Genomic DNA, 23181 nt, shown 5'->3' on the forward strand with positions numbered 1-23181 from the left:
CAAGGTCCGGCTGTGAACGGGATCGAACGGCTGTGGTTACAGCTTGATCCAGGTCGCCTTCAGCTCGGTGTACTTGTCCAGCGCGTGCAGCGACTTGTCACGGCCGTTGCCCGACTGCTTGAAGCCGCCGAACGGTGCGGTCATGTCGCCGCCGTCGTACTGGTTGACCCAGACGCTGCCGGCACGCAGGGCCTTGGCGGTCAGGTGAGCCTTGGAGATATCGGCGGTCCACACACCGGCGGCCAGGCCGTACGGGGTGTCGTTGGCGATATTGATCGCTTCTTCGACGGTGTCGAAGGTGATCACCGACAGTACTGGCCCGAAGATCTCTTCCTGGGCGATCTTCATGGCGTTGGTCACGCCGTCGAAGATGGTCGGCTCAACGTAGGTACCGCCGGTCTCTTCGAGGATGCGCTTGCCGCCGACCAGCAGCTTGGCGCCGTCACTGTGGCCAGCGTCGATGTACGACAGCACGGTGTTCATCTGCTGGGTATCGACCAGCGCACCCACGGTGGTAGCCGGGTCCAGCGGGTTGCCAGGCTTCCAGGCCTTGAGGGCTTCGAGTACCAGGGGCAGGAACTTGTCTTTGATCGAACGCTCCACCAGCAGGCGCGAACCTGCGGTGCACACTTCGCCCTGGTTGAAGGCGATGGCGCTGGCGGCAGCTTCAGCAGCAGCGTTCAGGTCCGGTGCGTCGGCGAAGACGATGTTCGGGCTCTTGCCGCCGGCTTCCAGCCAGACGCGCTTCATGTTCGACTCACCGGCATAAATCATCAGCTGCTTGGCGATCTTGGTCGAACCGGTGAACACCAGGGTGTCCACGTCCATGTGCAGGGCCAGGGCCTTGCCGACGGTGTGACCGTAGCCTGGCAATACGTTGAGTACGCCTGCAGGAATACCGGCTTCGATGGCGAGCTGGGCAATACGGATGGCCGTCAGCGGCGACTTTTCCGAAGGCTTGAGCACCACCGAGTTACCGGTGGCCAGGGCCGGGCCGAGTTTCCAGCAGGCCATCAGCAGCGGGAAGTTCCACGGCACGATAGCGGCAACAACGCCCACCGGCTCACGGGTAACCAGACCCAGTTGGTCATGTGGGGTCGCCGCGACTTCGTCGTAGATCTTGTCGATGGCTTCGCCGTTCCAGCTTAGCGCCTGGGCCGCGCCTGGAACGTCGATGTTCAGCGAATCATTGATCGGCTTGCCCATGTCCAGGGTTTCCAGCAGGGCCAGCTCCTCGACGTTTGCGTTGAGCAGGGCGGCAAAGCGGATCATGGTGGCTTTGCGCTTGGCCGGGGCCAGGCGCGACCAGACGCCGGAGGCGAAGGTGGCGCGGGCGTTCTCGACGGCACGCTGGGCGTCGGCGTCGTCACAGCTGGCAACCTGGGACAGCAGGCGGCCATCGACCGGGCTGAGGCACTCGAAGGTCGCGCCGGAAACGGCGGCGGTGTATTCACCGTTTATGAAGGCACGGCCTTCGATCTTCAGTTGCTGGGCACGCTGTTCCCAGTCCGCACGAGTCAGGGTGGTCATACGAAACTCCTCCTCTTGTATTAAGGTGCAGTGCCGCACGAGGGATCAGGGCACTGTCAAAAATTCTGGCTTGGCGAGCTACGCGCACAGGCACCTGCCACCCTAAACCACTGGCGACCCAATTATCAATATATTTGACATAATCAGCCCAAACGCCTACTGATGTTCATTTTATTAAACAAACAAGAGAGCTAGCCATGCGCATTGACCAGATCATCGACTTCGCCCAGGCCCTCACCACGGCCGAGCGCTATCGTCCGGCCGCTGAAAAAGTGCTCAAGGGCGACCCTGAGCAGGCCGTCTACAACCACTATTCCAGCCCGTGCGAGCAGTTTGCGGCGGGCGTCTGGGAAGGTGAAGTGGGCCAGTGGACCGTCAATTACACCGAACACGAATACTGCGAGATCGTGCAGGGCGTTTCGGTACTGCGCGATGAGAATGGCGGGGCGAAGACCTTGCGTGCCGGCGATCGGTTCGTGATTCCGGCAGGCTTCAAAGGCACCTGGGAAGTGCTGGAGCCGTGCCGCAAGATCTATGTGATGTTCGAGCAGAAATAAGGCGTAGGAGCGGGCTTGCCCCGCGATAGCAGTCCACCTGAGACACCGCTATCGCGGGGCAAGCCCGCTCCCACAGCAAGCCCGCACCACCGAACCAAAAAAAAGGGCCCGTATCCAGAGATACGGGCCCTTTTTTCGTCAGCCGGATCAATTACTTGATCTTGGCTTCCTTGTAGATCACGTGCTTGCGAACAACCGGATCGAATTTTTTGATTTCGATTTTGTCCGGAGTGGTGCGCTTGTTCTTGTCGGTGGTGTAGAAGTGGCCGGTATTAGCGGTCGACACCAGACGGATCAATTCACGCATGATTCTCTCCCTTAGACCTTGGCGCCGTTACGGCGAATGTCGACCAGAACGGCATCAATGCCGCGCTTGTCGATGATGCGCATGCCTTTGGCAGATACGCGCAGACGCACGAAACGCTTCTCGGACTCGACCCAGAAGCGATGATGCTGCAGGTTCGGCAGGAAACGACGACGGGTTTTGTTGTTTGCGTGGGAAATGTTATTCCCGGTTACCGGACCCTTACCGGTAACTTGACAGACTCTCGACATGCCTCAGCCCTCTAAAACCACATGCCCAACCCGGCATGGGTTGGCCGCTTAATCTCTCAGTCATTGGCGCCAGGCGCCGTGTTTCTTCAGGGTCTTATCGACTCAATCAGCAGATGCGACAAGCCGTGCCCCTAGAAAAGAGCGCTGCTTTATACCAGAAAGACCAAAGCACAACAACAGAAGATGTGCTTTGACTTGATGATGGAGACGCCGGAGCAGCATAACGACTGGCCCGGCAAGGTGTCGACCACTCGTCGCACGATTGGCAAAAAAGGATATGGTCATTTGGAAGCCGGCGCACTAGGGTAGAACGTTTCCAGACTGCACTGCCAGATGGGCCAACGATCAGCCAAGGAATCCCCCATGCGCGCTGCCGCTCTACCCCTGTTGTTCGCCACCCTGCTCGGCCCGGCTTTCGCCCAGGCGGCTGCGTTGAGTGTGTGCACCGAGGCCAGCCCTGAAGGCTTTGATGTGGTTCAGTACAACTCGCTGACCACCACCAACGCCTCCGCTGACGTATTGATGAACCGCCTGGTCGAATTCGATGCCACCCAGGGCAAAGTCGTACCCAGCCTGGCCGAGAGCTGGACGGTTTCGCCAGACGGCCTGGTCTACGAATTCAAGTTGCGCCCGGAGGTCAAGTTTCACAGCACCGGTTATTTCAAGCCTGGTCGCAACCTGAACGCCGACGACGTGCTGTTCAGCTTCCAGCGCATGATTTACCCGGCCCACTCCTGGCACAAGATCGCCCAGAGCGGCTATCCCCATGCCCAGTCGTTGCAGTTGCCAGACCTGATCAAGCATATCGAGGCAGCAGCGCCGCTGACGGTGCGCTTTACCCTCAATCATGCCGACGCGACCTTCCTGCCGACCCTGAGCATGGGTTTCGCCTCGATCTACTCGGCCGAATATGCGGACCAGCTGCTCAAGGCCGGCACCCCGGAAAAACTCAACAGCCAACCGATCGGCACCGGTCCGTTCGTGTTCAACCGCTTCCAGAAGGACGCGGTGATTCGCTACCGCGCCAACCCGGATTACTTTGACGGCAAGCCGGCGGTCGACCCCCTGATTTATGCCATCACCCCGGATGCCAACGTGCGCCTGCAGAAGCTCAAGCGCAACGAGTGCCAGATCGCCCTGTCACCCAAGCCGCTGGATATCGCTGCTGCCAATGATGATGCGGCTTTGAAGGTCGAAAAGACCGAAGCCTTCATGACCGCGTTCCTGGCCATCAACAGTCAGCATGCGCCGCTGGACAAAGTCGAAGTCAGGCAAGCCATCAACCTGGCATTCGACAAGGCCAGCTACCTCAAGGCCGTTTTCGAAGACACTGCTGTTGCCGCCAATGGCCCCTACCCGCCCAATACCTGGAGCTATGCCAAGGACCTGCCCGGCTACCCCACCGACCTCGACAAGGCCCGCGCCCTGCTGGTCAAGGCCGGCTTGAAGGACGGCTTCAACACCACCATCTGGACCCGCCCGCAAGGCAGCCTGCTCAACCCCAACCCAAGCCTGGGCGCGCAACTGCTGCAGGCGGACCTGGCCAAGATCGGCATCAAGGCCGAGATTCGCGTCATCGAATGGGGCGAGCTGATTCGCCGGGCCAAGGCGGGCGAGCATGACCTGCTGTTCATGGGCTGGGCTGGCGACAATGGCGACCCGGACAACTTCCTCAGCCCGCAATTCGCGTGCGCTGCGGTCAAGTCCGGTACCAACTTCGCCCGCTATTGCGACCCGCGACTGGACCAGCTGATCAGTGCCGGCAAGACCACCACCGACCAAAGCGTGCGCAGCCGCCTGTACCAGCAGGCCCAGGCGTTGATCCAGCAGCAGGCACTGTGGTTGCCGCTGGCGCATCCGACGGCTGCGGCATTGATGCGCCAGGGCGTGGAGGGTTATCAGGTCAGCCCGTTTGGCCGTCAGGACTTTGCCAAGGTCAGTACGACGCGCTGAACCAGCCCTGCTCGACCATGGATAGCGGCTCACCGTCGCCAACAATGAAATGGTCGAGCAGCCGCACCTCGATCAAAGCCAGCGCCTCCTTGAGGCGTAGCGTGAGGATCACGTCGGCCTGGCTCGGCTCCGAAACGCCGGACGGGTGGTTATGGCAGAGAATCAGCGCCGCCGCGTTGTGCGCCAGGGCGCGCTTGACCACTTGCCTGGGATAAACGCTGGCACTGTCGATAGAACCGCGAAACAGCGCTTCAAAGCCCAGCAGCCGGTGCTTGGTGTCAAGAAACAGGCAGGCGAACACTTCATGCGGCTCATGGCGCAACTGGGCCTTGAAGTAATCCTTTACCGCCCTGGGGCTTTCCAGCGCCGAACCACGCCGCAGCTGATCGGCCAGGTGGCGCCGGGACATTTCCATCACCGCCTGTAATTGCGCGAACTTGGCAGGGCCCAGGCCAAATTCCTTGTTGAAACGGACGTCATCGGCCTCGAGCAATTCACGCAGGCCACCGAATTGCCCGAGCAGATAACGGGCAAGATCGACCGCGCTATAGCCCTTGGCGCCGGTGCGTAGAAAGATCGCCAGCAGCTCGGCATCCGAAAGGCTGATCGCTCCTTGCTCCAGCAGTTTTTCCCGCGGCCTCTCCGCTGCGGGCCAGTCCCTGATACTCATGCCTCACCTCCCTGTCTATCGGTTACTGCTCCTGTGTTACAGCCCTGTGCTACATTAGCCCCTCTTTTTTCCGCGACGATTCGGCCTGGGGAGGCGTCGTCGCCGCGTGCAATCACTGAGCAAAAGGCAAGCCTATGCAGCGGCTGTATCGTAAGCGCATCGTTCTCGGCGTCGGCGGCGGCATCGCCGCCTACAAGAGTGCCGAACTGGTTCGCCGACTCCTGGAACACGGCGCGCAAGTGCGTGTCGTCATGACCCGCGGCGGCGCTGAGTTCATCACGCCGCTGACCCTGCAGGCACTGTCCGGCCACCCGGTGCACATGGACCTATTGGACCCTGCTGCCGAAGCGGCGATGGGCCATATCGAACTGGCCAAGTGGGCCGACCTGGTGCTGATCGCGCCGGCCACTGCAGATCTGCTGGCCCGCCTGGCACAGGGCGTGGCCGATGACCTGCTGACCACCCTGGTACTGGCCACCGACGCCACCGTGGCTGTCGCCCCGGCCATGAACCAGGCCATGTGGCGCGACCCTGCCACCCAGGCCAATCTCGACCTGCTGCAAAGTCGAAACATCCAGGTCTTTGGCCCGGCCTCCGGCAGCCAGGCCTGTGGCGATGTCGGCCTGGGCCGCATGCTCGAGGCCAACGACCTGGCCTGGTGCGCGGCCGAAAGCTTCCAGCGCCAGTCGCTGACCGGCAAGCACATTGTGATCACCGCCGGCCCGACCCAGGAAAACATCGACCCGGTGCGCTACATCACCAACCATAGCTCCGGAAAAATGGGCTTCGCCCTGGCCGAGGCCGCCGTCGAGGCGGGTGCCAAGGTGACCTTGATCAGCGGCCCGGTCCATCTGCCAACGCCTGACCGGGCGTCGCGCATCGACGTTGTCAGCGCCCGCGACATGCTGGCCGCCTGTGAAGCAGCCATGCCCTGCGATATTTTCATCGCCTCAGCCGCGGTCGCAGACTACCGCCCTGAAGTGGTCGCGCCGCAAAAACTCAAGAAAGACCCTACGACAGGTGACGGCCTGCTGCTGCAGATGGTCCGTAACCCGGACATTCTCGCCACCATCGCCACCCGCCCTGATCGCCCGTTCAGCGTCGGCTTTGCCGCCGAGACCGAACACCTGCTCGATTACGCAGCGCGCAAGCTCAAGGACAAGAATCTCGACCTGATTGTCGCCAACGATGTGGCCAACCCCAGCATCGGCTTCAACAGCGAGGAGAACGCCTGCAGCGTGATCGATCGCCAGCTCCAAGAAACACTCTTCGCACAAACCAGCAAGGGCAAGATCGCCCGCCAGCTGGTTGCTTTCATTGCCGAACGTCTCAACCAGGTTTAACTGCATGCACGCTCTACAAGCCAAGATTCTCGACCCACGCATCGGCAACGAATTCCCGCTGCCGCAGTACGCCACACCAGGTTCGGCCGGCCTCGACCTGCGCGCCATGCTCAAGGAAGACACCGTCCTCGAGCCGGGCCAGACCCTGCTGATCCCTACCGGCCTGTCGATCTACATCGGTGATCCAGGCCTTGCGGCCATGATCCTGCCTCGTTCGGGCCTGGGTCACAAACACGGCATCGTGCTGGGCAACTTGGTCGGCCTGATCGACTCCGACTACCAGGGTGAACTGATGGTGTCGTGCTGGAACCGTGGTCAGACCCCTTTCACCATCGCCATCGGCGAGCGCATCGCACAATTGGTGCTGGTGCCCGTGGTACAAGCGCACTTCGACATCGTCGAAACCTTCGACGAGAGCCAGCGTGGCGCTGGCGGCTTCGGTCATTCCGGAAGCCACTGACCCTTTAACTCACTGCCTCGCGCCAAGGACGGCGAACTCTCTGGCGAAATCATCGTCAAAGCGTTCAGTTTGAGACTGCCCTGCGCCCCTCGATATTGGAGCTTCCCCAGAGATGAACGACATGGCACACCTGGTACCAGTACTTCCAGAAAGCATCTTCCGCGCCTACGACATTCGTGGCGTAGTCGGTGACACCCTGACTGCCGAAACCGCCTACTGGATCGGCCGCGCCATTGGCGCACAGACCCTCGCCCAAGGCGAACCCAACATTTCTGTCGGCCGTGACGGTCGCCTGTCCGGCCCGATGCTGGTCGAGCAACTGATCAAAGGCCTGGCCGAAGCCGGCTGCCAGGTCAGCGACGTGGGCCTGGTGCCGACTCCTGCCCTGTACTACGCCGCCAACGTGCTGGCCGGCAAGTCCGGGGTGATGCTCACCGGTAGCCACAACCCGCCTAACTACAACGGTTTCAAGATTGTCATCGCTGGCGACACCCTGGCCAACGAACAGATCCAGGCCCTGCTGACTCGCCTGAAAACCAACGACCTGAGCCGTGGCGAAGGCCGGGTGGAAAAGGTCGAGATTCTCGAGCGCTATTTCCGGCAGATCACCAGCGACGTCAAGCTGGCGAAAAAGCTCAAAGTGGTCGTTGACTGCGGCAACGGCGCTGCAGGCGTGATTGCGCCGCAGCTGATCGAAGCCCTGGGCTGCGAAATGATCCCGTTGTTCTGCGAAGTCGACGGCAACTTCCCGAATCATCACCCGGATCCGGGCAAACCAGAGAACCTGGTGGACCTGATCGCCAAGGTCAAGGAAACCGGTGCTGACCTGGGCCTGGCCTTCGATGGCGATGGCGACCGCGTCGGTGTAGTGACCAACACCGGCACCATCGTCTACCCGGATCGCCTGCTGATGCTGTTCGCCCAGGATGTGCTTGAGCGCAACCCGGGTGCCGAAATCATCTTCGACGTCAAATGCACCCGCCGCCTGACGCCGCTGATCGAGCAGTTCGGTGGCCGTGCGCTGATGTGGAAAACCGGTCACTCGCTGATCAAGAAGAAGATGAAGCAGACCGGTGCCTTGCTGGCCGGTGAGATGAGCGGCCACATTTTCATCAAAGAGCGCTGGTATGGTTTTGACGACGGCATCTACAGTGCCGCGCGCCTGCTGGAGATCCTCAGCAAGGCCAAAACCGATGCCGAACAGCTGTTCGCTGCGTTCCCGAATGATATTTCCACGCCGGAAATCAACATTGATGTGACCGACGAGGGTAAATTCAGCATCATTGATGCACTGCAACGCGAGGCCGACTGGGGCCAAGACGCCAACCTGACCACCATTGACGGTGTGCGGGTCGACTACCCCCACGGCTGGGGCCTGGTACGCGCCTCCAACACCACTCCGGTGCTGGTGCTGCGCTTCGAGGCCGACAATGACGCCGAACTGCAGCGAATCAAAGAGGTCTTCCGCGCACAGCTCAAGCGCGTAGCCGCTGACCTGCAACCAACGTTCTGACCGACTATTTGTTCCAATTGGAGCCCTGCATGACCCTCGATCGCGATGCCGCCACCCATGTCGCCAAGGTTTTGTCCGAAGCGCTGCCTTACATTCGCCGCTTTGTCGGTAAAACCCTGGTGATCAAATACGGCGGCAACGCGATGGAGAGCGAAGAGCTCAAAACCGGCTTTGCTCGCGATGTGGTACTGATGAAGGCCGTGGGTATCAACCCGGTGGTTGTACACGGCGGCGGCCCGCAGATCGGTGATCTGCTCAAGCGCCTGTCAATCGAGAGCCACTTCATCGATGGCATGCGCGTTACCGACGCGCAGACCATGGACGTGGTGGAGATGGTCCTGGGCGGCCAGGTGAACAAGGACATCGTCAACCTGATCAACCGTCATGGCGGCAGCGCCATCGGCCTGACCGGTAAGGATGCCGAGCTGATTCGTGCGAAGAAGCTCACCGTTACCCGCCAGACGCCGGAGATGACCACACCGGAAATCATCGACATCGGTCATGTCGGCGAAGTGGTCGGCGTTAACACCGACCTGCTGAACATGCTCGTCAAAGGCGATTTCATTCCCGTGATCGCGCCGATCGGCGTGGGCGCCAACGGTGAGTCGTACAACATCAACGCCGACCTGGTCGCCGGCAAGGTCGCCGAAGCCCTGAAAGCCGAGAAGCTGATGCTGCTGACCAACATCGCTGGCCTGATGGACAAGCAGGGCACCGTGCTCACCGGCCTGACCACCGAGCAGGTCAACGAGCTGATCGCTGACGGCACCATCTACGGCGGCATGCTGCCGAAGATCCGCTGCGCCCTGGAAGCAGTGCAAGGCGGCGTCAACAGCTCGCACATTATTGATGGTCGAGTACCCAATGCGGTGCTGTTGGAGATTTTCACCGACAGCGGCGTGGGTACCTTGATTACCAATCACCAGCCGCGCTGAGTGCTGCAGGCGCGGGCTTGCACCGCGCCAAACATAAGAAAGGCGACCTGATGGTCGCCTTTTTTATTTGCCTCAGATCCCGTATTGGGCCCGATAGGCCTCGACGGCCGGCAAGTGCTGCTTGAGCGCCGGATCGTCTGCGAGGAACTGCAGCACCTGGGTCAGCGAGACGATGCTGACCACCGGAATGCCGAAGTCGCGCTCCACTTCCTGAATCGCCGACAACTCACCGTTGCCCCGCTCCTGGCGGTTCAAGGCGATCAGAACGCCCGCAGCCTTGGCCTGCTGGCCCTGGATGATCTGCATGACTTCGCGGATGGCGGTGCCGGCAGTGATCACGTCGTCAATGATCAGCACGTCGCCTGTCAGCGGAGCACCGACCAGGCTGCCGCCTTCGCCATGAGCCTTGGCTTCCTTGCGGTTGAAGCACCATGGCAGGTCGAGGTCGTGGTGCTCAGCCAGGGCCACCGCAGTGGCTGCCGCCAGGGGAATACCCTTGTAGGCGGGGCCGAACAGCACATCGAACGGAATCTTGCTGTCGACGATCGCCGCCGCATAGAAACGTCCGAGCTGGGCCAGGGCCGAGCCGCTGTTGAACAGGCCGGCATTGAAGAAGTACGGGCTGGTGCGGCCCGACTTGAGAGTGAACTCACCGAAGCGCAGAACCCCGCGGTCGATGGCAAAACGAATGAAGTCGCGCTGATACGGCTGCATGAAGAGTCCCGGATACCACGGATTTAGCTAATTGAGTACAGCTCGGGTATCATACACGCACGAGATTTTTGGGGCCATTTATGCGGATCATCAGTGTGAACGTTAATGGCATTCAGGCTGCAGTCGAGCGTGGTTTGCTCAGCTGGCTGCAAGCCCAGAATGCCGACGTCATCTGCCTTCAGGATACCCGCGCCTCGGCCTTTGAACTCGACGACCCAGCTTTCCAGCTCGATGGCTACTTCCTTTATGCCTGCGATGCAGAAGTTCCCGCCCAAGGCGGCGTGGCACTTTATTCGCGGTTGCAGCCCAAGGCAGTCATCAGCGGCCTGGGCTTCGAGACAGCCGATCGCTACGGACGTTACCTGCAGGCCGATTTCGACAAGGTAAGCATCGCAACGCTGCTGCTGCCTTCTGGAATGAACGGCGACGAAGACTTGAACCAGAAGTTCAAGTTGATGGACGACTTCGCCAAGTACCTGGACAAACAGCGACGCAAACGTCGTGAGTACATCTATTGCGGCTCGTTGTACGTGGCGCAGCAGAAGCTCGACGTCAAGAACTGGCGCGACGGCCAGCAGTCGCCAGGCTTCCTGGCGCCGGAGCGGGCCTGGATGGACACCGTTGTCGGTGACATGGGTTATGTCGACGCCCTGCGCGAAGTCAGCCGTGAAGGCGACCAATACAGCTGGTGGCCAGACAACGAGCAAGCCGAAATGCTGAACCTGGGCTGGCGCTTTGACTACCAGCTGCTGACCCCTGGCCTGCGTCGCTTTGTGCGAAGCGCTCGCCTGCCACGTCAGCCACGCTTCTCCCAGCACGCGCCACTGATCGTGGACTACGACTGGACGCTGACGATCTGATTCGCTCAGCCACAAAAAAGCCGACATCGCGTCGGCTTTTTTGTGGCTGTTGCTTTTAACTGATCATTATTTGATCGGACGCCAGGTCAGCGGATAGCGATAGGGCTGGCCATCGTTGGCCTTGACCCCGGCAATGATGGTCAGAACCAGCACGGCGACCATCAACATGCCAAACAGCACAATGCCCACCAGCACGAACATCAGCGCAAAGCAGATGATCGATGCCAGGAACACGGTGAGTTGGAAGTTGAGCGCTTCCTTGCCCTGGGCATCAATGAACGGATCCAGGTCTTTCTTCCAGATCCACATCACCAGCGGCCCGAGCAAGTTGCCGAACGGAACAATCAGGCCCAGCAACGCGGCGAGGTGGCAGAACATCGCCCATTGCCTGATCTCGGCATTGGGGGTGGGCAACTGTAGCGGCTGCTCGCTCATGCTCTGCTCCTTGCGTTGGCGAGATCAGTCGGCCAGCGAGGCTTTCTGCAGTTCAAACAGATCGACCATGCCTTTCTGCGCCAGCGCCAGCATGGCGTTGAGCTCTTCTGGCTGGAACGGTGCGCCTTCAGCGGTGCCCTGGACTTCGATGAAGCCACCCTGGCTGGTCATGACCACGTTCAGGTCAGTCTCGGCAGCCGAGTCTTCCAGGTAGTCCAGGTCGAGCACGGCCTCGCCCTGATACATGCCGACCGAAACAGCGGCGATCATGTGCTTGAGCGGGTCGCCGCCTTTGAGGCCACCACGTTTCTTGACCACACGCAGCGCATCAACCAGGGCAACCATGGCGCCCGTGATCGAAGCGGTGCGGGTGCCGCCGTCAGCCTGGATCACGTCGCAGTCGACGTACAGGGTGATGTCGCCCAGCTTGCTCATGTCCAGTGCGGCGCGCAGCGAGCGGCCGATCAGGCGCTGGATCTCGAGGGTGCGGCCACCCTGCTTGCCACGGGCAGCTTCACGCTGGTTACGTTCGCCGGTGGAGCGCGGCAGCATGCCGTACTCGGCGGTCAACCAGCCCTGGCCCTGGCCCTTGAGGAATCGCGGCACGCCGTTTTCGACGCTTACCGTGCACACGACTTTGGTGTCACCGAACTCGACCAGTACTGATCCCTCGGCGTGTTTGGTGTAGTTGCGGGTGATGCGGATCGAGCGGAGCTGATCGGCAACGCGACCACTTGGACGTTTCATTTGGGATACCTGTACTGGGTTTGAATCTGCCCAGCATTATAGAGTGCGTCGGCCCTCGTGGACACGCCTATTGTCGCAACCCCCGAAACAGACGGCCCAACGGCGTTGGTCCGGTTTTTTGCGGCCGCTGCCAGAGTGTTTGTAACATCAGTGGATTGGGAGCTGGCGCCGCACTGCGCTACAATCCTGCGCCTTTGCAGCCGGTTGGCTTCCCTTGACCCATCTTTTGCGAGGTACTTCCCATGGTGCACAGCATGACCGCTTTTGCTCGTGTCGAGCGCGCCGGTAGCCAGGGCACCCTGATCTGGGAACTGCGCTCGGTCAACCATCGCTACCTGGAACCCCATCTGCGTCTGCCCGAGGCCCTGCGCGACCTCGAAGGTGCCGTGCGTGAAGCCCTGCGCCAGGGCCTGTCACGCGGCAAGGTCGAATGCACCTTGCGCTTCAACGAAGAGAGCACCGGCAAGCCGCTGCAGGTAGACCGCGAGCGCGCGGCGCAATTGGTAGCGGCCGCCGAGACCGTTGCCAGCCTGATCAAGCAACCGGCTCCGTTGAATCCGTTGGAGGTGCTGGCCTGGCCTGGCGTGCTGGTGGCAGATGCCAGCGACCCACAAACCCTCAACAATGAGGCTATCGCCTTGTTTGACGAGGCGCTCAAGGAGCTCAAGAACGGCCGCGGCCGCGAAGGCAGCGAATTGGCCCGCCTGATCAACGAGCGCCTGGACAGCATGACCAGCGAAGTCACCACCCTGCGCGCCCTGGTGCCGCAGATGCTGGCCGCCCAGCGCCAAAAGGTCCTCGACCGCTTCGCCGACATGCAGGCCGAACTCGACCCGCAACGCCTGGAGCAGGAAATGGTCCTGCTGGCGCAAAAGAGTGACGTCGCCGAAGAGCTCGATCGCCTGAGCACTCACATCACTGAAGTTCGCCGGGTGCTCAAGTCCGGTGGCGCCGCCGGTCGACGCCTGGACTTCCTGATGCAGGAGCTCAACCGCGAAGCCAACACCCTGGGCTCCAAAGCCTTCGACCCACGCAGCACCCAGTCCGCGGTCAACCTCAAGGTACTGATCGAGCAGATGCGTGAACAAGTACAGAACATTGAGTAAGGCCACCCCGACCATGAATCACAGCAGCGGCACCCTTTATATCGTTTCGGCCCCGTCCGGCGCCGGCAAGACCAGCCTGGTCAAAGCCCTGATCGACGCCCAGCCGACCATCCGCGTGTCGGTGTCGCACACCACCCGCGCCATGCGCCCAGGCGAAGAACACGGGGTGAACTACCACTTCGTCGACCACGCCGAGTTCGCCCGCATGATCGAGCAGGGTGACTTCCTCGAGCAGGCCGAGGTATTCGGTAATTTCTACGGGACCTCGCGCAGCGCGCTGCAGCAGACCCTCGACCAGGGCCATGACCTGATCCTGGAGATCGACTGGCAAGGCGCCCAGCAGGTGCGCAAACTGATGCCCGAGGCACGCTCGATCTTCATCCTGCCGCCAACCCAGGAAGCCCTGCGCCAGCGCCTGACCAACCGTGGCCAGGACAGCGACGAGATCATCGAAGGTCGGATGCGTGAAGCGGTAAGCGAGATGAGCCACTACGACGAGTATGACTTCGTCATCATCAACGATGACTTCGCCACTGCGCTGGAAGACCTCAAGGCGGTGTTCCGCGCCAACCGCTTGCTGCAGGCGAACCAGCAGCAGCGTCATGGCCAGCTGCTCAAGCAATTGCTTGCCTGAGCAACCGGCAACTCCAGCCGCTTAGCGGCGGCTGGAGACCGTGGCGTGACGGTGCAGGGTCATGCCCAGGAAGAACGCCGGCGCCCGCAGGCGTGACAGCAACATCAGCCCCAGCCCCAGCAGTGTGATGATCACTGCGATCACGAACACCAGCCCCAAGCCCCCTACATGCGAACCGCTGCCGAACGAAGGCGAAGCGCTGTCGTATGCCGTCTGCAGGAAGATCACCGAAAGAATGCCTCCCCCCAGCAGTGGGCACAGGCCACGCATCAGGAAGTGACGCACGCTGTCGAACAGGCTGTGGCGGAAGTACCAGACGCACGCATAGGCAGTCAGCGAGTAGTAGAAGCAGATCATCATGCCCAGGGCCGTGATGGTATCAGCCAGCACGTTCTCGCTCAGGGTACGCATGGTGACGTAGAACACAGCCGCCGCCACGCCAGCGCAAATAGTGGCATAACGCGGGGTTTTCGAGCGTGGGCAGACGCTGGCGAAGCGCTCCGGCACCGCGCCGTAGTACCCCATGGCCAGCAAGGTGCGCGCCGGCGAAACGAAGGTCGACTGCAGCGAGGCGGCGGTGCTGGCCAGTACGGCGATGGACATCAGGATCGCCAGTGGCCCCATGACAGGACCTGCCAGGTGGGCGAAGACGTTTTCCTGGATACGCGGGTTGTTCAGGCCCAGGCCGATATCGCCGATACCGGCGAACTGCAGGGTGGCAATCGCTGTGACCAGGTACAGGCCCAGAATCAGCAGCACCGTCAGGGTCGCCGCACGGCCAGGGGTATCACCGCTGCCCACCGATTCTTCACTGATGCTCAGGCACACATCCCAGCCCCAGAAGATGAAGATCGACAGCGACAAGCCCGCGGTAAATGCCGAGAACGACTCGACACCGAAGGGGTTGAACCAGTCCAGGTCAAACGCCAGTGGCGGCGTCTCGACAGAAGAGCCACCGAACGCGGCCATGGCAAAGCCCACCAGGACCACCAACTGCAATGCCACCAGGCCGTACTGCACGGTCATGGTGGTGGCAATCCCGCGACAGCAAATCCACACCGCCATGGCGATGAACACGCAACAGGTGACCACGTTGATCAACAAGTTGTCGCTTAGCGCAGCCACCTCGTGGCTGCCGGTGATTTGCCCGAGAAAGAGGTAAAAGAAGTCCACCGCCACACCGGCGAGGTTCGACAGCACGATCGTAGTTGCCGTTACCAGCCCCCAACCACCGATCCAGCCGATCATCGGGCCAAATGCCCGGGCCGACCAGGTAAAGGAAGTTCCGCTGTCAGGCTCCGCCGAATTCAGCTCGCGGTAACCCAGGGCTACCAGCAACATGGGCAGGAAACCAACGATGAACACCGCCGGCAAATGGGCACCGACCTCGCGCACGGTCGGGCCGAGCGCGCCGGTGAGGGTGTACACCGGTGCAATGGTGGAAATGCCAAGCACAATGCTCGCCAGCAGCCCGAGCCGGCCCTTGGCCAGCCCCTTGGTTGCTTTCGCTGCAGTGTCTGCCTGGGTGCGAGCCTGTCCCATACCTGGGGACAAGCCTGCTTTGAATTCGCTCATGAGTAGTGCCGCCGCTTTTGGTATTGTTTTTCAGGACGCCCCGCAGGGCGTCCGCTTTCACTCATTCAAACCTGTTGCCGATACTGCAAATCCGGATCACCCGGATGACCTCATAGGGCCTTCCCCCGGTGACGCTCGCCCCTTGCACGGGCCAGGCATGCCTCACGAAACGCCTGGAACAGACGCAGCGAAACCGGGTTCTCGGCCATGCGGTACTCGGGGTGCCATTGCACACCGACTACAAAGCCCGGGGCGTCTGGCATCGACACCGCTTCGATCAACCCATCTGGCGCCCGCGCTTCCGCGCGCAAATCACCCGCCAGGCGATCGATGCCCTGGCTGTGAAGGGAATTGACCATGAAGCTGGGCTCCAGCCCAAGGCGCTCGAACAACCCGCCGGGCTGAACGGTGACGCTATGGCGCGGGCTGTATTGCTCTTCCAGCGGGGCGTCCTGCGGCTCGCGGTGATCCAGGAAACCTGGCAGCTCCTGCACCCGCTGGTGCAAGGTGCCGCCCAGGGCGACGTTCAGTTCCTGAAATCCACGGCAGATGCAGAACACCGGCACACCGGTGGCAATGGCGGCCTGCAGCAAAGGCAGGGTCAGGCGGTCGCGAAACACATCGTGTTTCGTACCTTCCACGCTGGGGGCGCCATTGTAATGATGCGGCTCGATATTTGAAGGCGAACCGGTAAAAAGAATGCCATCCAGGCGCTCAAGCACGCGCATTGGATCGACCGGCTCGGCCCGCGCCGGGAGAATCAGCGGGATCCCGGCGAAGCCTGCCGCCTCGACATATTTATCGCCCACGGTATGCGACGAGTTGTGGCCAAGTTGCTGACGACAAGCCGAAATGCCAATCAAAGGCGGCAGGTCAGTGGTAGTTTGCATGGGTTCACCCTCCCTTACAGCTTGATCCAGGTCGCCTTGAGTTCGGTGTATTTGTCAAAAGCGTGCAGCGACTTGTCCCGGCCATTACCCGACTGCTTGAAGCCGCCGAACGGCGCGGTCATGTCACCGCCGTCGTACTGGTTGACCCAGACACTGCCGGCGCGCAGGGCACGGGCAGTCTTGTGGGCACGGGAAATATCGTTGGTCCACACCGCTGCGGCCAGGCCGAAAGGCGAGTCGTTGGCAATGGCCACGGCCTCCTCGGCGCTGTCGAAGGTGATCACCGAAAGCACCGGCCCGAAGATTTCCTCGCGGGCGATGCGCATGGCGTTGGTGACGCCATCGAAGATTGCCGGCTGTACATACACGCCGCAGGTGTCTTCCAGCACGCGCTCGCCACCGGTCAGCAGCGTGGCGCCATCGGCCTTGCCGGCCTCGATGTAGCCCAGCACGGTGTCCAGTTGTGTGGTATCCACCAGGGCACCAACGCGTGTTTCCGGGTCCAGCGCGTGGCCCGGCTTCCAGGCCTTGAGTGCCTCGACCACCATCGGCAGGAAGCGCGCCTTGATGCTGCGCTCGATCAGCAGGCGCGAACCGGCGATGCACACTTCGCCCTGGTTGAAGGCGATGGCGGCAGCGGCAGCTTCGGCGGCGGCCTGCAGGTCGGGGGCATCGGCGAACACGATGTTCGGGCTCTTGCCACCGGCTTCCAGCCACACGCGCTTCATGTTCGATTCACCGGCATAGACCATCAGTTGCTTGGCAATGCGGGTGGAACCCGTGAACACCAAGGTGTCCACATCCATATGCAGGGCCAAGGCCTTGCCCACGGTATGACCGTAACCGGGCAGCACGTTCAATACGCCTGCCGGAATACCGGCTTCAAGTGCCAACTGGGCGATACGAATCGCCGTCAGCGGTGATTTTTCGGACGGCTTGAGGATCACCGAGTTACCGGTGGCCAGGGCCGGGCCGAGCTTCCAGCAGGCCATCATCAGTGGAAAGTTCCACGGAACAATGGCCGCGACCACGCCGACCGGCGAGCGGGTGACCAAACCCAGCTGATCGGACGGGGTCGCAGCAACTTCGTCATAAATCTTGTCGATGGCTTCGGCGTTCCAGCGGATGGCATTGGCCGCCGCAGGAATGTCGATGCTCAGGGAATCGGCAATGGGCTTGCCCATGTCCAGGGTTTCCAGCAATGCCAGCTCCTGGGCGTTGGCCAGCAGCAGGTCGGCAAAGGCAATCAGCACACGCTTGCGTTGGGCTGGCGCCTGGTCGGCCCAGACACCACTGTCGAATGTGCGGCGCGCAGCGGCCACCGCGCGCTCGGCGTCGGCGCTGTCGCAACTGGCGATCTGCGCCAGATGACGGCCATCGACCGGGCTCGAACAATCGAAAGTGTCACCAGCGACACTGGTGCAATACTGCCCGTCGATAAAGGCGCGGCCTTCGATCTTCAGGGTCTGGAACAGCTGTTCCCAGTGTTCACGTGGTGCAGTTGCCATTGTTGTTTTCTCCGGGCATCACACGGTATGCAGGTACCAGTTGTATTCGAGGTCGGAAATCGACACCTCGAACTCGGCCATTTCGCTTTCCTTGCAGGCGACAAAAATGTCGATGTAGTCCGGGCTGATGTATTGGTTCAGCACTTCACTGTCATCGAGTTCACGCAGCGCATCGCGCAAGTTGTTCGGCAGGCTCTGCTCCAACTGCTCGTACGAGTTGCCTTCGATAGGCGCACCCGGCTCGATCTGGTTGGTCAGGCCGTGGTGAATACCGGCCAGAATCGCTGCCATCATCAGGTAGGGGTTGGCGTCCGCGCCGGCGACACGGTGCTCGATACGCACGGCATCGCTGCTGCCGGTTGGCACACGGACCGCCACGGTACGGTTGTCCAGGCCCCAGCTCGGCGCATTGGGCACATAGAACTGAGCGCCGAAGCGGCGGTACGAGTTGACGTTCGGGCACAGGAAGGCCATCGACGCCGGCATGGTCTCCAGCACACCACCAATGGCGTGACGCAGGGTCTGGCTCTGCTCTGGGTCGTCAGTGGCAAAGATGTTCTTGCCGGTCTTCTTGTCCAGCAGCGAAATGTGCACGTGCAGGCCGTTACCGGCCTGGCCCGGGTAGGGCTTGGCCATGAAAGTGGAATCCATTTCATGGTCGTAGGCGATGTTCTTGATCAGGCGCTTGAGCAGCACCGCGTAGTCGCACGCCTTCATCGGATCGACGACATGGTGCATGTTCACTTCAAACTGCGCCGGGGCACTTTCCTTGACGATGGCGTCGGCCGGAATGCCCTGTTCCTTCGCCGCTTCGAGCATGTCCTGCAGGCAGTCGACGTACTCGTCCAGATCGTCGATCAGGTACACCTGGGTCGACTGCGGGCGCTTGCCGGAGATCGGCGAGCGCGGCGGTTGTGGACGGCCGTTGAGGTTGTCCTGGTCGATCAGGTAGAACTCAAGTTCAAAGGCTGCACAGATGTCCAGGCCCAGCGCGTCGAACTTCTCCACCACACCACGCAGCACTTCCCGCGGGTCAGCAAAGAACGGCTGGCCGTCCAGTTCGTGCATGGTCATCAAAAGCTGAGCGGTCGGGCGCTTCTGCCAGGGCTCGTAGCTCAGGGTGCCGGGAATCGGGAAGCAGATACGGTCGGCATCGCCGATATCCAGGCCCAGGCCGGTGCTTTCGACGGTAGAACCGTTGATGTCCAGGGCGAACAACGAGGCCGGCAAGTTGATGCCTTTTTCGTAGACCTTGACCAGGCTCGCACGCTCGATGCGCTTGCCTCGTACCACGCCGTTCATGTCTGCAATCAGCAGATCGACAAATTGCACCTCAGGGTAGGCCTTGAGAAATTCACCCATCTCGTCGAGAGGGATGGCGCACGGAGAGACCGACGTCATGGCTAGGCATCCTTTGATTTTTTATCGGGCGACTGTGGGGAGGTACTGCTGCGCTATCGGGAGCGGCGATGGTTTGGTTTGTTGTTTTAAGGAGTCCCATCGTGGGGAACTGCCGGACGTCGTCTTTAATAGGACGCACGTTCCAAAATTCTGACAGCGTTGTGAGTTGATTCACCGCTGCCGCTTCACTATAGAATGGCCCCAGCGCAACAGACATTGGCATTTAGGCAAGTAAAGAGTGCACCCATGCAATATCAGATCAGTCACGCCGACCTTTCGCTGGTCCTCGCCCTGGTACGCGGACGCTCGCTGGCCAAGGCGGCAGAGCTGCTGCGGGTAGACGTTTCAACGGTGTTCCGCTCGATCCGGCGCATGGAAGCCGCACTGGGTACTGCGTTGTTCGTCAAAAGCCGCAAGGGTTACATCCCCACCGGCACCGCCCAGGCCCTGGCCGAGCAGGCCGAGCGCGCCGAGCAGGCCCTGGATGCCGCCCGGGTGGCCCTGGAGCATGGTGAACAAGTGGTCAGTGGCACCGTGCGCCTGACCTGTACCGATGCGGTGCTGCACAGCCTGTTACTGCCGGCGCTGGCCGAATTCATGCCGGCCTACCCGGCACTTTCGCTTGAGCTGGCCACCTCCAACACCTTCGCCAACCTGAGCCGCCGCGATGCCGACCTCGCCCTGCGCCTGACCAACTCGCCCCCGGAGCATCTGGTCGGTCGCTGCCTGGGCAAGGCTTCCTACGTGGTGTGTGGCCGCGAAGAGTTTCGCGAAAAGCTCAAGGAAACCCCAACCAGCCTGCCCTGGATCGCCCCCGACGACACCATGCAGGACCACTCCACCGTGGTCTGGCGCAGCGAGCACCTGCCAGGGGTGATGCCCCGCTACCGCTGCAGCAGCATCTCTGCCATTGCCCAATTGGTGAGCGCCGGCATGGGTGTGGCCGCCCTGCCCGACTACATGGCCCACACCCTGCCGGGGGTCGAGCCCTTGAGCGATGCCTTGCCCGGCTGTGACACCGAGCTCTGGCTGCTGACCCGCCCGGACTGCCGCGCGCTGCGTTCGGTACAGACGCTGTTTGACGAACTGACCCCCCGGCTGCGCGATGCGCTAGGCCGCCAATAAAGCCCGATAGCCGCGTAGGAACGGGCTTGCTCCGCGAAGCTCATAAAACCACCGCCACAACAGGACGCTTGAAATAGAGCCCTGTAACTGGATATTGTCGACCTATCCAGGACTCGAATCGAAATCAGCGCTTCCCTAAAGGCTGGTGATTTTTTAAACTATCGAGTCCGCTCGCCCATTCGGGCTGAACACCGCATTTGCTACTTGAGGAAGACCATGGCCCGCGTAACCGTTGAAGACTGCCTAGAACACGTGGATAACCGTTTTGAGCTGGTCATGCTCTCTACCAAGCGTGCCCGTCAGCTGGCCACCGGCGGCAAAGAGCCGAAAGTGGCGTGGGAAAACGACAAACCTACCGTCGTTGCCCTGCGTGAAATCGCTGAAGGCATCTGCACTCCAGAATTCATCGCCGCCGAATCCATCGTCGAAGTCGAACCTGCTTTCGCATTCGGTAGCGAGGAAGAGGCCAACGAGGCCGTCTAAGCCTATGCCTGGTCGATGCGGTACGGCGCAGGGCCCCATTCCTCGGCAGGAGGTAACACTGTGCCGAGCATAGACGCCCTCGCCGATCGACTGTCGACCTACCTCGGCGCCGACCAGGTCAACCTGGTGCGCCGGGCGTACTTCTACGCCGAACAAGCCCACGACGGCCAGCGCCGTCGCAGCGGCGAAGCCTACGTCACGCATCCGCTGGCGGTGGCCAGCATCCTTGCCGACATGCACATGGACCATCAGAGCCTGATGGCGGCCATGCTCCATGACGTAATCGAAGACACCGGCATTGCCAAAGAAGCGCTCAGCTCGCAATTTGGCGAAACCGTGGCCGAACTGGTCGACGGGGTCAGCAAACTGACCCAGATGAACTTCGAGACCAAGGCCGAGGCCCAGGCGGAAAACTTCCAGAAAATGGCCATGGCCATGGCCCGGGACATCCGCGTGATCCTGGTGAAACTGGCCGACCGCCTGCACAACATGCGCACCCTTGAAGTGCTGTCTGGCGAAAAACGCCGGCGCATCGCCAAAGAAACCCTCGAAATCTACGCCCCCATCGCCAATCGCCTGGGCATGCACAGCGTGCGTGTGGAATTTGAAGACCTGGGTTTCAAGGCCATGCACCCGATGCGCTCGGCGCGCATCTACCAGGCCGTCAAGCGTGCCCGCGGCAACCGCAAGGAAATCGTCAACAAGATCGAGGAGTCGCTGGCCCATTGCCTGGCTGTCGACGGTATCGAAGGCGAAGTCAGCGGCCGGCAAAAGCACCTCTATGGCATCTACAAGAAGATGCGCGGCAAACGCCGCGCCTTCAACGAGATCATGGATGTTTATGCGTTTCGCATCATCGTCGACAAGGTAGACACCTGCTACCGCGTGCTCGGCGCCGTACACAATCTGTACAAGCCACTGCCCGGACGCTTCAAGGACTACATCGCGATCCCCAAGGCCAACGGCTACCAGTCGCTGCACACCACCCTGTTCGGCATGCACGGCGTGCCCATCGAGATCCAGATCCGCACCCGCGAAATGGAAGAGATGGCCAACAACGGCATCGCCGCCCACTGGCTGTACAAGTCCAGTGACGACGAGCAGCCCAAGGGCACCCATGCCCGCGCTCGCCAGTGGGTCAAAGGCGTACTGGAAATGCAGCAACGTGCCGGCAACTCGCTGGAATTCATCGAAAGCGTGAAGATCGACCTGTTCCCGGACGAGGTCTACGTCTTCACGCCCAAAGGCCGGATCATGGAGCTGCCAAAAGGCTCCACGGCGGTCGATTTCGCCTACGCAGTACACACCGACGTCGGCAACAGCTGCATTGCCTGCCGGATCAACCGCCGCCTGGCACCGTTGTCCGAGCCACTGCAGAGTGGTTCGACCGTCGAGATCGTCAGCGCCCCCGGCGCTCGTCCGAATCCTGCCTGGCTCAACTTCGTGGTCACCGGCAAAGCCCGCACGCACATCCGCCATGCCCTCAAGCTGCAGCGTCGCTCCGAGTCCATCAGCCTGGGTGAGCGCTTGCTGAACAAAGTCCTCAACGGTTTCGACAGCGCCCTGGACAAGATCCCGCAGGAGCGCATCCAGGCCATGCTCAGCGAGTACCGCCTTGAGCAGCTCGAGGACATGCTCGAAGACATCGGCCTGGGCAACCGCATGGCCTATGTCGTCGCCCGCCGCCTCCTGTCCACCGAAGGCGAACAGCTGCCGACCCCGGAAGGCCCACTGGCCATCCGCGGCACCGAAGGCCTGGTACTGAGCTACGCCAAATGCTGTACGCCGATTCCTGGCGACCCGATCGTCGGTCACCTGTCGGCGGGCAAAGGCATGGTCGTGCACCTGGAGAACTGCCGCAATATCAGTGAAATCCGCCACAACCCGGAAAAATGCGTACAGCTGTCCTGGGCCAAGGATGTCACCGGCGAATTCAATGTCGAACTGCGCGTCGAACTGGAGCACCAGCGCGGCCTGATCGCCCTGCTGGCCAGCAGCGTCAATGCCGCCGACGGCAACATCGAGAAAATCAGCATGGACGAGCGCGATGGTCGCATCAGCGTGGTCCAACTGGTGGTCAGCGTACACGACCGTGTACACCTGGCCCGCGTGATCAAGAAACTACGCGCCCTGACCGGCGTGATCCGCATCACCCGCATGCGTGCGTAGCCCAATAACAGCAAGGAG

At 61.4% G+C, this 23181-nt stretch carries 22 protein-coding genes and 1 pseudogene; 12 read left to right on the forward strand and 11 right to left on the reverse strand.

The window, feature by feature from the left end; translation table 11 throughout:
- Positions 1–36: 36 nt before the first annotated feature.
- Entirely contained in the window at positions 37–1530 is a 1494-nt protein-coding gene (locus U9R80_RS26610) for an aldehyde dehydrogenase (protein ID WP_301838844.1), read from the reverse strand.
- 197 nt (positions 1531–1727) lie between these two features.
- Between U9R80_RS26610 and U9R80_RS26615 the strand changes: the two genes are divergently transcribed.
- Positions 1728–2087, forward strand: coding sequence for a cupin domain-containing protein (locus tag U9R80_RS26615; protein ID WP_301838845.1), 360 nt, complete (start codon positions 1728–1730; stop codon positions 2085–2087).
- A gap of 151 nt (positions 2088–2238) precedes the next feature.
- Here U9R80_RS26615 and rpmG read toward each other — a convergent pair whose 3' ends face one another.
- Together rpmG and rpmB are read right to left on the reverse strand one after the other, a co-directional pair.
- Positions 2239–2394, reverse strand: coding sequence for a 50S ribosomal protein L33 (gene rpmG, locus U9R80_RS26620; RefSeq protein WP_010225867.1), 156 nt, complete (start codon positions 2392–2394; stop codon positions 2239–2241).
- Positions 2395–2405: 11 nt separating this feature from the next.
- Complete coding sequence (gene rpmB, locus U9R80_RS26625; RefSeq protein ID WP_010225868.1) at positions 2406–2642, reverse strand: 50S ribosomal protein L28; 237 nt, start codon at positions 2640–2642, stop codon at positions 2406–2408.
- Between the two features lie 363 nt (positions 2643–3005).
- On the opposite strand from rpmB, the gene U9R80_RS26630 reads away from it, so the two are divergent.
- Positions 3006–4595, forward strand: coding sequence for an ABC transporter substrate-binding protein (locus tag U9R80_RS26630; RefSeq protein WP_301838849.1), 1590 nt, complete (start codon positions 3006–3008; stop codon positions 4593–4595).
- Here the strand turns inward: U9R80_RS26630 and radC are convergent.
- Positions 4579–5265, reverse strand: a complete 687-nt coding sequence (gene radC / locus U9R80_RS26635; protein ID WP_301838850.1) for a RadC family protein — start codon at positions 5263–5265, stop codon at positions 4579–4581. The two genes, U9R80_RS26630 and radC, sit on opposite strands and share 17 nt — an antisense overlap.
- Positions 5266–5399: 134 nt before the next feature.
- Here radC and coaBC point away from each other — a divergent pair, with 134 nt between their 5' ends.
- The 4 genes and pseudogenes from coaBC (at position 5400) to argB (ending at position 9516) form a co-directional block, all read left to right on the forward strand.
- On the forward strand, positions 5400–6608 hold the full coding sequence (gene coaBC, locus U9R80_RS26640; RefSeq protein WP_301838851.1) for a bifunctional phosphopantothenoylcysteine decarboxylase/phosphopantothenate--cysteine ligase CoaBC: 1209 nt from the start codon (positions 5400–5402) through the stop codon (positions 6606–6608).
- A 4-nt stretch (positions 6609–6612) separates the two neighbouring features.
- Entirely contained in the window at positions 6613–7068 is a 456-nt protein-coding gene (dut, locus tag U9R80_RS26645; RefSeq protein ID WP_301838853.1) for a dUTP diphosphatase, read from the forward strand.
- A 136-nt stretch (positions 7069–7204) separates the two neighbouring features.
- Positions 7205–8581, forward strand: a pseudogene (locus tag U9R80_RS26650) (phosphomannomutase/phosphoglucomutase); the annotation flags it as partial.
- A 29-nt stretch (positions 8582–8610) separates the two neighbouring features.
- Positions 8611–9516 carry an acetylglutamate kinase gene (argB, locus tag U9R80_RS26655; RefSeq protein ID WP_301838855.1) on the forward strand — a complete coding sequence of 302 codons (906 nt, stop codon included), beginning with the start codon at positions 8611–8613 and terminating at the stop codon, positions 9514–9516.
- 72 nt (positions 9517–9588) lie between these two features.
- Here argB and pyrE read toward each other — a convergent pair whose 3' ends face one another.
- The gene (gene pyrE, locus U9R80_RS26660; RefSeq protein WP_038998028.1) at positions 9589–10230 is read right to left on the reverse strand and encodes an orotate phosphoribosyltransferase; all 642 of its coding nucleotides are present in this window, start codon (positions 10228–10230) and stop codon (positions 9589–9591) included.
- Between the two features lie 80 nt (positions 10231–10310).
- Between pyrE and U9R80_RS26665 the strand changes: the two genes are divergently transcribed.
- Complete coding sequence (locus U9R80_RS26665; protein WP_028942456.1) at positions 10311–11090, forward strand: exodeoxyribonuclease III; 780 nt, start codon at positions 10311–10313, stop codon at positions 11088–11090.
- A 66-nt stretch (positions 11091–11156) separates the two neighbouring features.
- Here U9R80_RS26665 and U9R80_RS26670 read toward each other — a convergent pair whose 3' ends face one another.
- On the reverse strand, positions 11157–11525 hold the full coding sequence (locus tag U9R80_RS26670; RefSeq protein ID WP_028942457.1) for a DUF4870 domain-containing protein: 369 nt from the start codon (positions 11523–11525) through the stop codon (positions 11157–11159).
- Positions 11526–11549: 24 nt separating this feature from the next.
- On the reverse strand, positions 11550–12272 hold the full coding sequence (gene rph / locus U9R80_RS26675; protein ID WP_301838856.1) for a ribonuclease PH: 723 nt from the start codon (positions 12270–12272) through the stop codon (positions 11550–11552).
- Positions 12273–12514: 242 nt separating this feature from the next.
- On the opposite strand from rph, the gene U9R80_RS26680 reads away from it, so the two are divergent.
- Complete coding sequence (locus U9R80_RS26680; protein WP_301838857.1) at positions 12515–13378, forward strand: YicC/YloC family endoribonuclease; 864 nt, start codon at positions 12515–12517, stop codon at positions 13376–13378.
- Positions 13379–13391: 13 nt separating this feature from the next.
- Positions 13392–14012, forward strand: coding sequence for a guanylate kinase (gmk, locus tag U9R80_RS26685; RefSeq protein ID WP_301838859.1), 621 nt, complete (start codon positions 13392–13394; stop codon positions 14010–14012).
- Between the two features lie 21 nt (positions 14013–14033).
- On the opposite strand, the gene U9R80_RS26690 is transcribed toward gmk, so the two are convergent.
- The 4 genes from U9R80_RS26690 to U9R80_RS26705 form a co-directional block, all read right to left on the reverse strand.
- Positions 14034–15554, reverse strand: a complete 1521-nt coding sequence (locus U9R80_RS26690) for an APC family permease (RefSeq protein WP_301839179.1) — start codon at positions 15552–15554, stop codon at positions 14034–14036.
- A gap of 143 nt (positions 15555–15697) precedes the next feature.
- Positions 15698–16477, reverse strand: a complete 780-nt coding sequence (locus U9R80_RS26695) for a gamma-glutamyl-gamma-aminobutyrate hydrolase family protein (RefSeq protein WP_301838860.1) — start codon at positions 16475–16477, stop codon at positions 15698–15700.
- 14 nt (positions 16478–16491) lie between these two features.
- Positions 16492–17985, reverse strand: coding sequence for an aldehyde dehydrogenase (locus U9R80_RS26700; RefSeq protein ID WP_301838861.1), 1494 nt, complete (start codon positions 17983–17985; stop codon positions 16492–16494).
- Positions 17986–18003: 18 nt separating this feature from the next.
- Positions 18004–19386, reverse strand: a complete 1383-nt coding sequence (locus U9R80_RS26705; protein ID WP_301838862.1) for a glutamine synthetase family protein — start codon at positions 19384–19386, stop codon at positions 18004–18006.
- Between the two features lie 246 nt (positions 19387–19632).
- Here U9R80_RS26705 and U9R80_RS26710 point away from each other — a divergent pair, with 246 nt between their 5' ends.
- The 3 genes from U9R80_RS26710 to spoT all read left to right on the forward strand — a co-directional run bounded on the left by U9R80_RS26710 (position 19633) and on the right by spoT (position 23163).
- Positions 19633–20511: a LysR family transcriptional regulator gene (locus tag U9R80_RS26710; protein ID WP_301838863.1), complete on the forward strand. Its 879-nt coding sequence runs from the start codon at positions 19633–19635 to the stop codon at positions 20509–20511.
- Between the two features lie 216 nt (positions 20512–20727).
- Complete coding sequence (gene rpoZ, locus U9R80_RS26715) at positions 20728–20994, forward strand: DNA-directed RNA polymerase subunit omega (RefSeq protein WP_028942466.1); 267 nt, start codon at positions 20728–20730, stop codon at positions 20992–20994.
- A gap of 60 nt (positions 20995–21054) precedes the next feature.
- On the forward strand, positions 21055–23163 hold the full coding sequence (spoT, locus tag U9R80_RS26720) for a bifunctional GTP diphosphokinase/guanosine-3',5'-bis pyrophosphate 3'-pyrophosphohydrolase (RefSeq protein ID WP_301838865.1): 2109 nt from the start codon (positions 21055–21057) through the stop codon (positions 23161–23163).
- The last annotated feature ends 18 nt before the right edge of the window (positions 23164–23181 follow it).

Origin of the sequence: Pseudomonas sp. JQ170C, from assembly GCF_035581345.1 — a bacterium.
In the GTDB taxonomy this organism is placed as follows: Bacteria; Pseudomonadota; Gammaproteobacteria; order Pseudomonadales; family Pseudomonadaceae; genus Aquipseudomonas.

Bases quoted from the DNA above. Each gene is read 5' to 3' on its own strand.
- U9R80_RS26670 (WP_028942457.1), bottom strand. From the start codon at position 11,525: ATGAGCGAGCAGCCGCTACAGTTGCCCACCCCCAATGCCGAGATCAGG.
- rpmG (WP_010225867.1), bottom strand. From the start codon at position 2,394: ATGCGTGAATTGATCCGTCTGGTGTCGACCGCTAATACCGGCCACTTC.
- radC (WP_301838850.1), bottom strand. From the start codon at position 5,265: ATGAGTATCAGGGACTGGCCCGCAGCGGAGAGGCCGCGGGAAAAACTG.
- argB (WP_301838855.1), top strand. From the start codon at position 8,611: ATGACCCTCGATCGCGATGCCGCCACCCATGTCGCCAAGGTTTTGTCC.
- U9R80_RS26690 (WP_301839179.1), bottom strand. From the start codon at position 15,554: ATGGGACAGGCTCGCACCCAGGCAGACACTGCAGCGAAAGCAACCAAG.
- U9R80_RS26630 (WP_301838849.1), top strand. From the start codon at position 3,006: ATGCGCGCTGCCGCTCTACCCCTGTTGTTCGCCACCCTGCTCGGCCCG.
- coaBC (WP_301838851.1), top strand. From the start codon at position 5,400: ATGCAGCGGCTGTATCGTAAGCGCATCGTTCTCGGCGTCGGCGGCGGC.
- rph (WP_301838856.1), bottom strand. From the start codon at position 12,272: ATGAAACGTCCAAGTGGTCGCGTTGCCGATCAGCTCCGCTCGATCCGC.
- U9R80_RS26680 (WP_301838857.1), top strand. From the start codon at position 12,515: ATGGTGCACAGCATGACCGCTTTTGCTCGTGTCGAGCGCGCCGGTAGC.
- U9R80_RS26665 (WP_028942456.1), top strand. From the start codon at position 10,311: ATGCGGATCATCAGTGTGAACGTTAATGGCATTCAGGCTGCAGTCGAG.
- dut (WP_301838853.1), top strand. From the start codon at position 6,613: ATGCACGCTCTACAAGCCAAGATTCTCGACCCACGCATCGGCAACGAA.
- U9R80_RS26700 (WP_301838861.1), bottom strand. From the start codon at position 17,985: ATGGCAACTGCACCACGTGAACACTGGGAACAGCTGTTCCAGACCCTG.
- gmk (WP_301838859.1), top strand. From the start codon at position 13,392: ATGAATCACAGCAGCGGCACCCTTTATATCGTTTCGGCCCCGTCCGGC.
- U9R80_RS26615 (WP_301838845.1), top strand. From the start codon at position 1,728: ATGCGCATTGACCAGATCATCGACTTCGCCCAGGCCCTCACCACGGCC.
- U9R80_RS26710 (WP_301838863.1), top strand. From the start codon at position 19,633: ATGCAATATCAGATCAGTCACGCCGACCTTTCGCTGGTCCTCGCCCTG.
- U9R80_RS26705 (WP_301838862.1), bottom strand. From the start codon at position 19,386: ATGACGTCGGTCTCTCCGTGCGCCATCCCTCTCGACGAGATGGGTGAA.
- U9R80_RS26610 (WP_301838844.1), bottom strand. From the start codon at position 1,530: ATGACCACCCTGACTCGTGCGGACTGGGAACAGCGTGCCCAGCAACTG.
- rpmB (WP_010225868.1), bottom strand. From the start codon at position 2,642: ATGTCGAGAGTCTGTCAAGTTACCGGTAAGGGTCCGGTAACCGGGAAT.
- U9R80_RS26695 (WP_301838860.1), bottom strand. From the start codon at position 16,477: ATGCAAACTACCACTGACCTGCCGCCTTTGATTGGCATTTCGGCTTGT.
- rpoZ (WP_028942466.1), top strand. From the start codon at position 20,728: ATGGCCCGCGTAACCGTTGAAGACTGCCTAGAACACGTGGATAACCGT.
- pyrE (WP_038998028.1), bottom strand. From the start codon at position 10,230: ATGCAGCCGTATCAGCGCGACTTCATTCGTTTTGCCATCGACCGCGGG.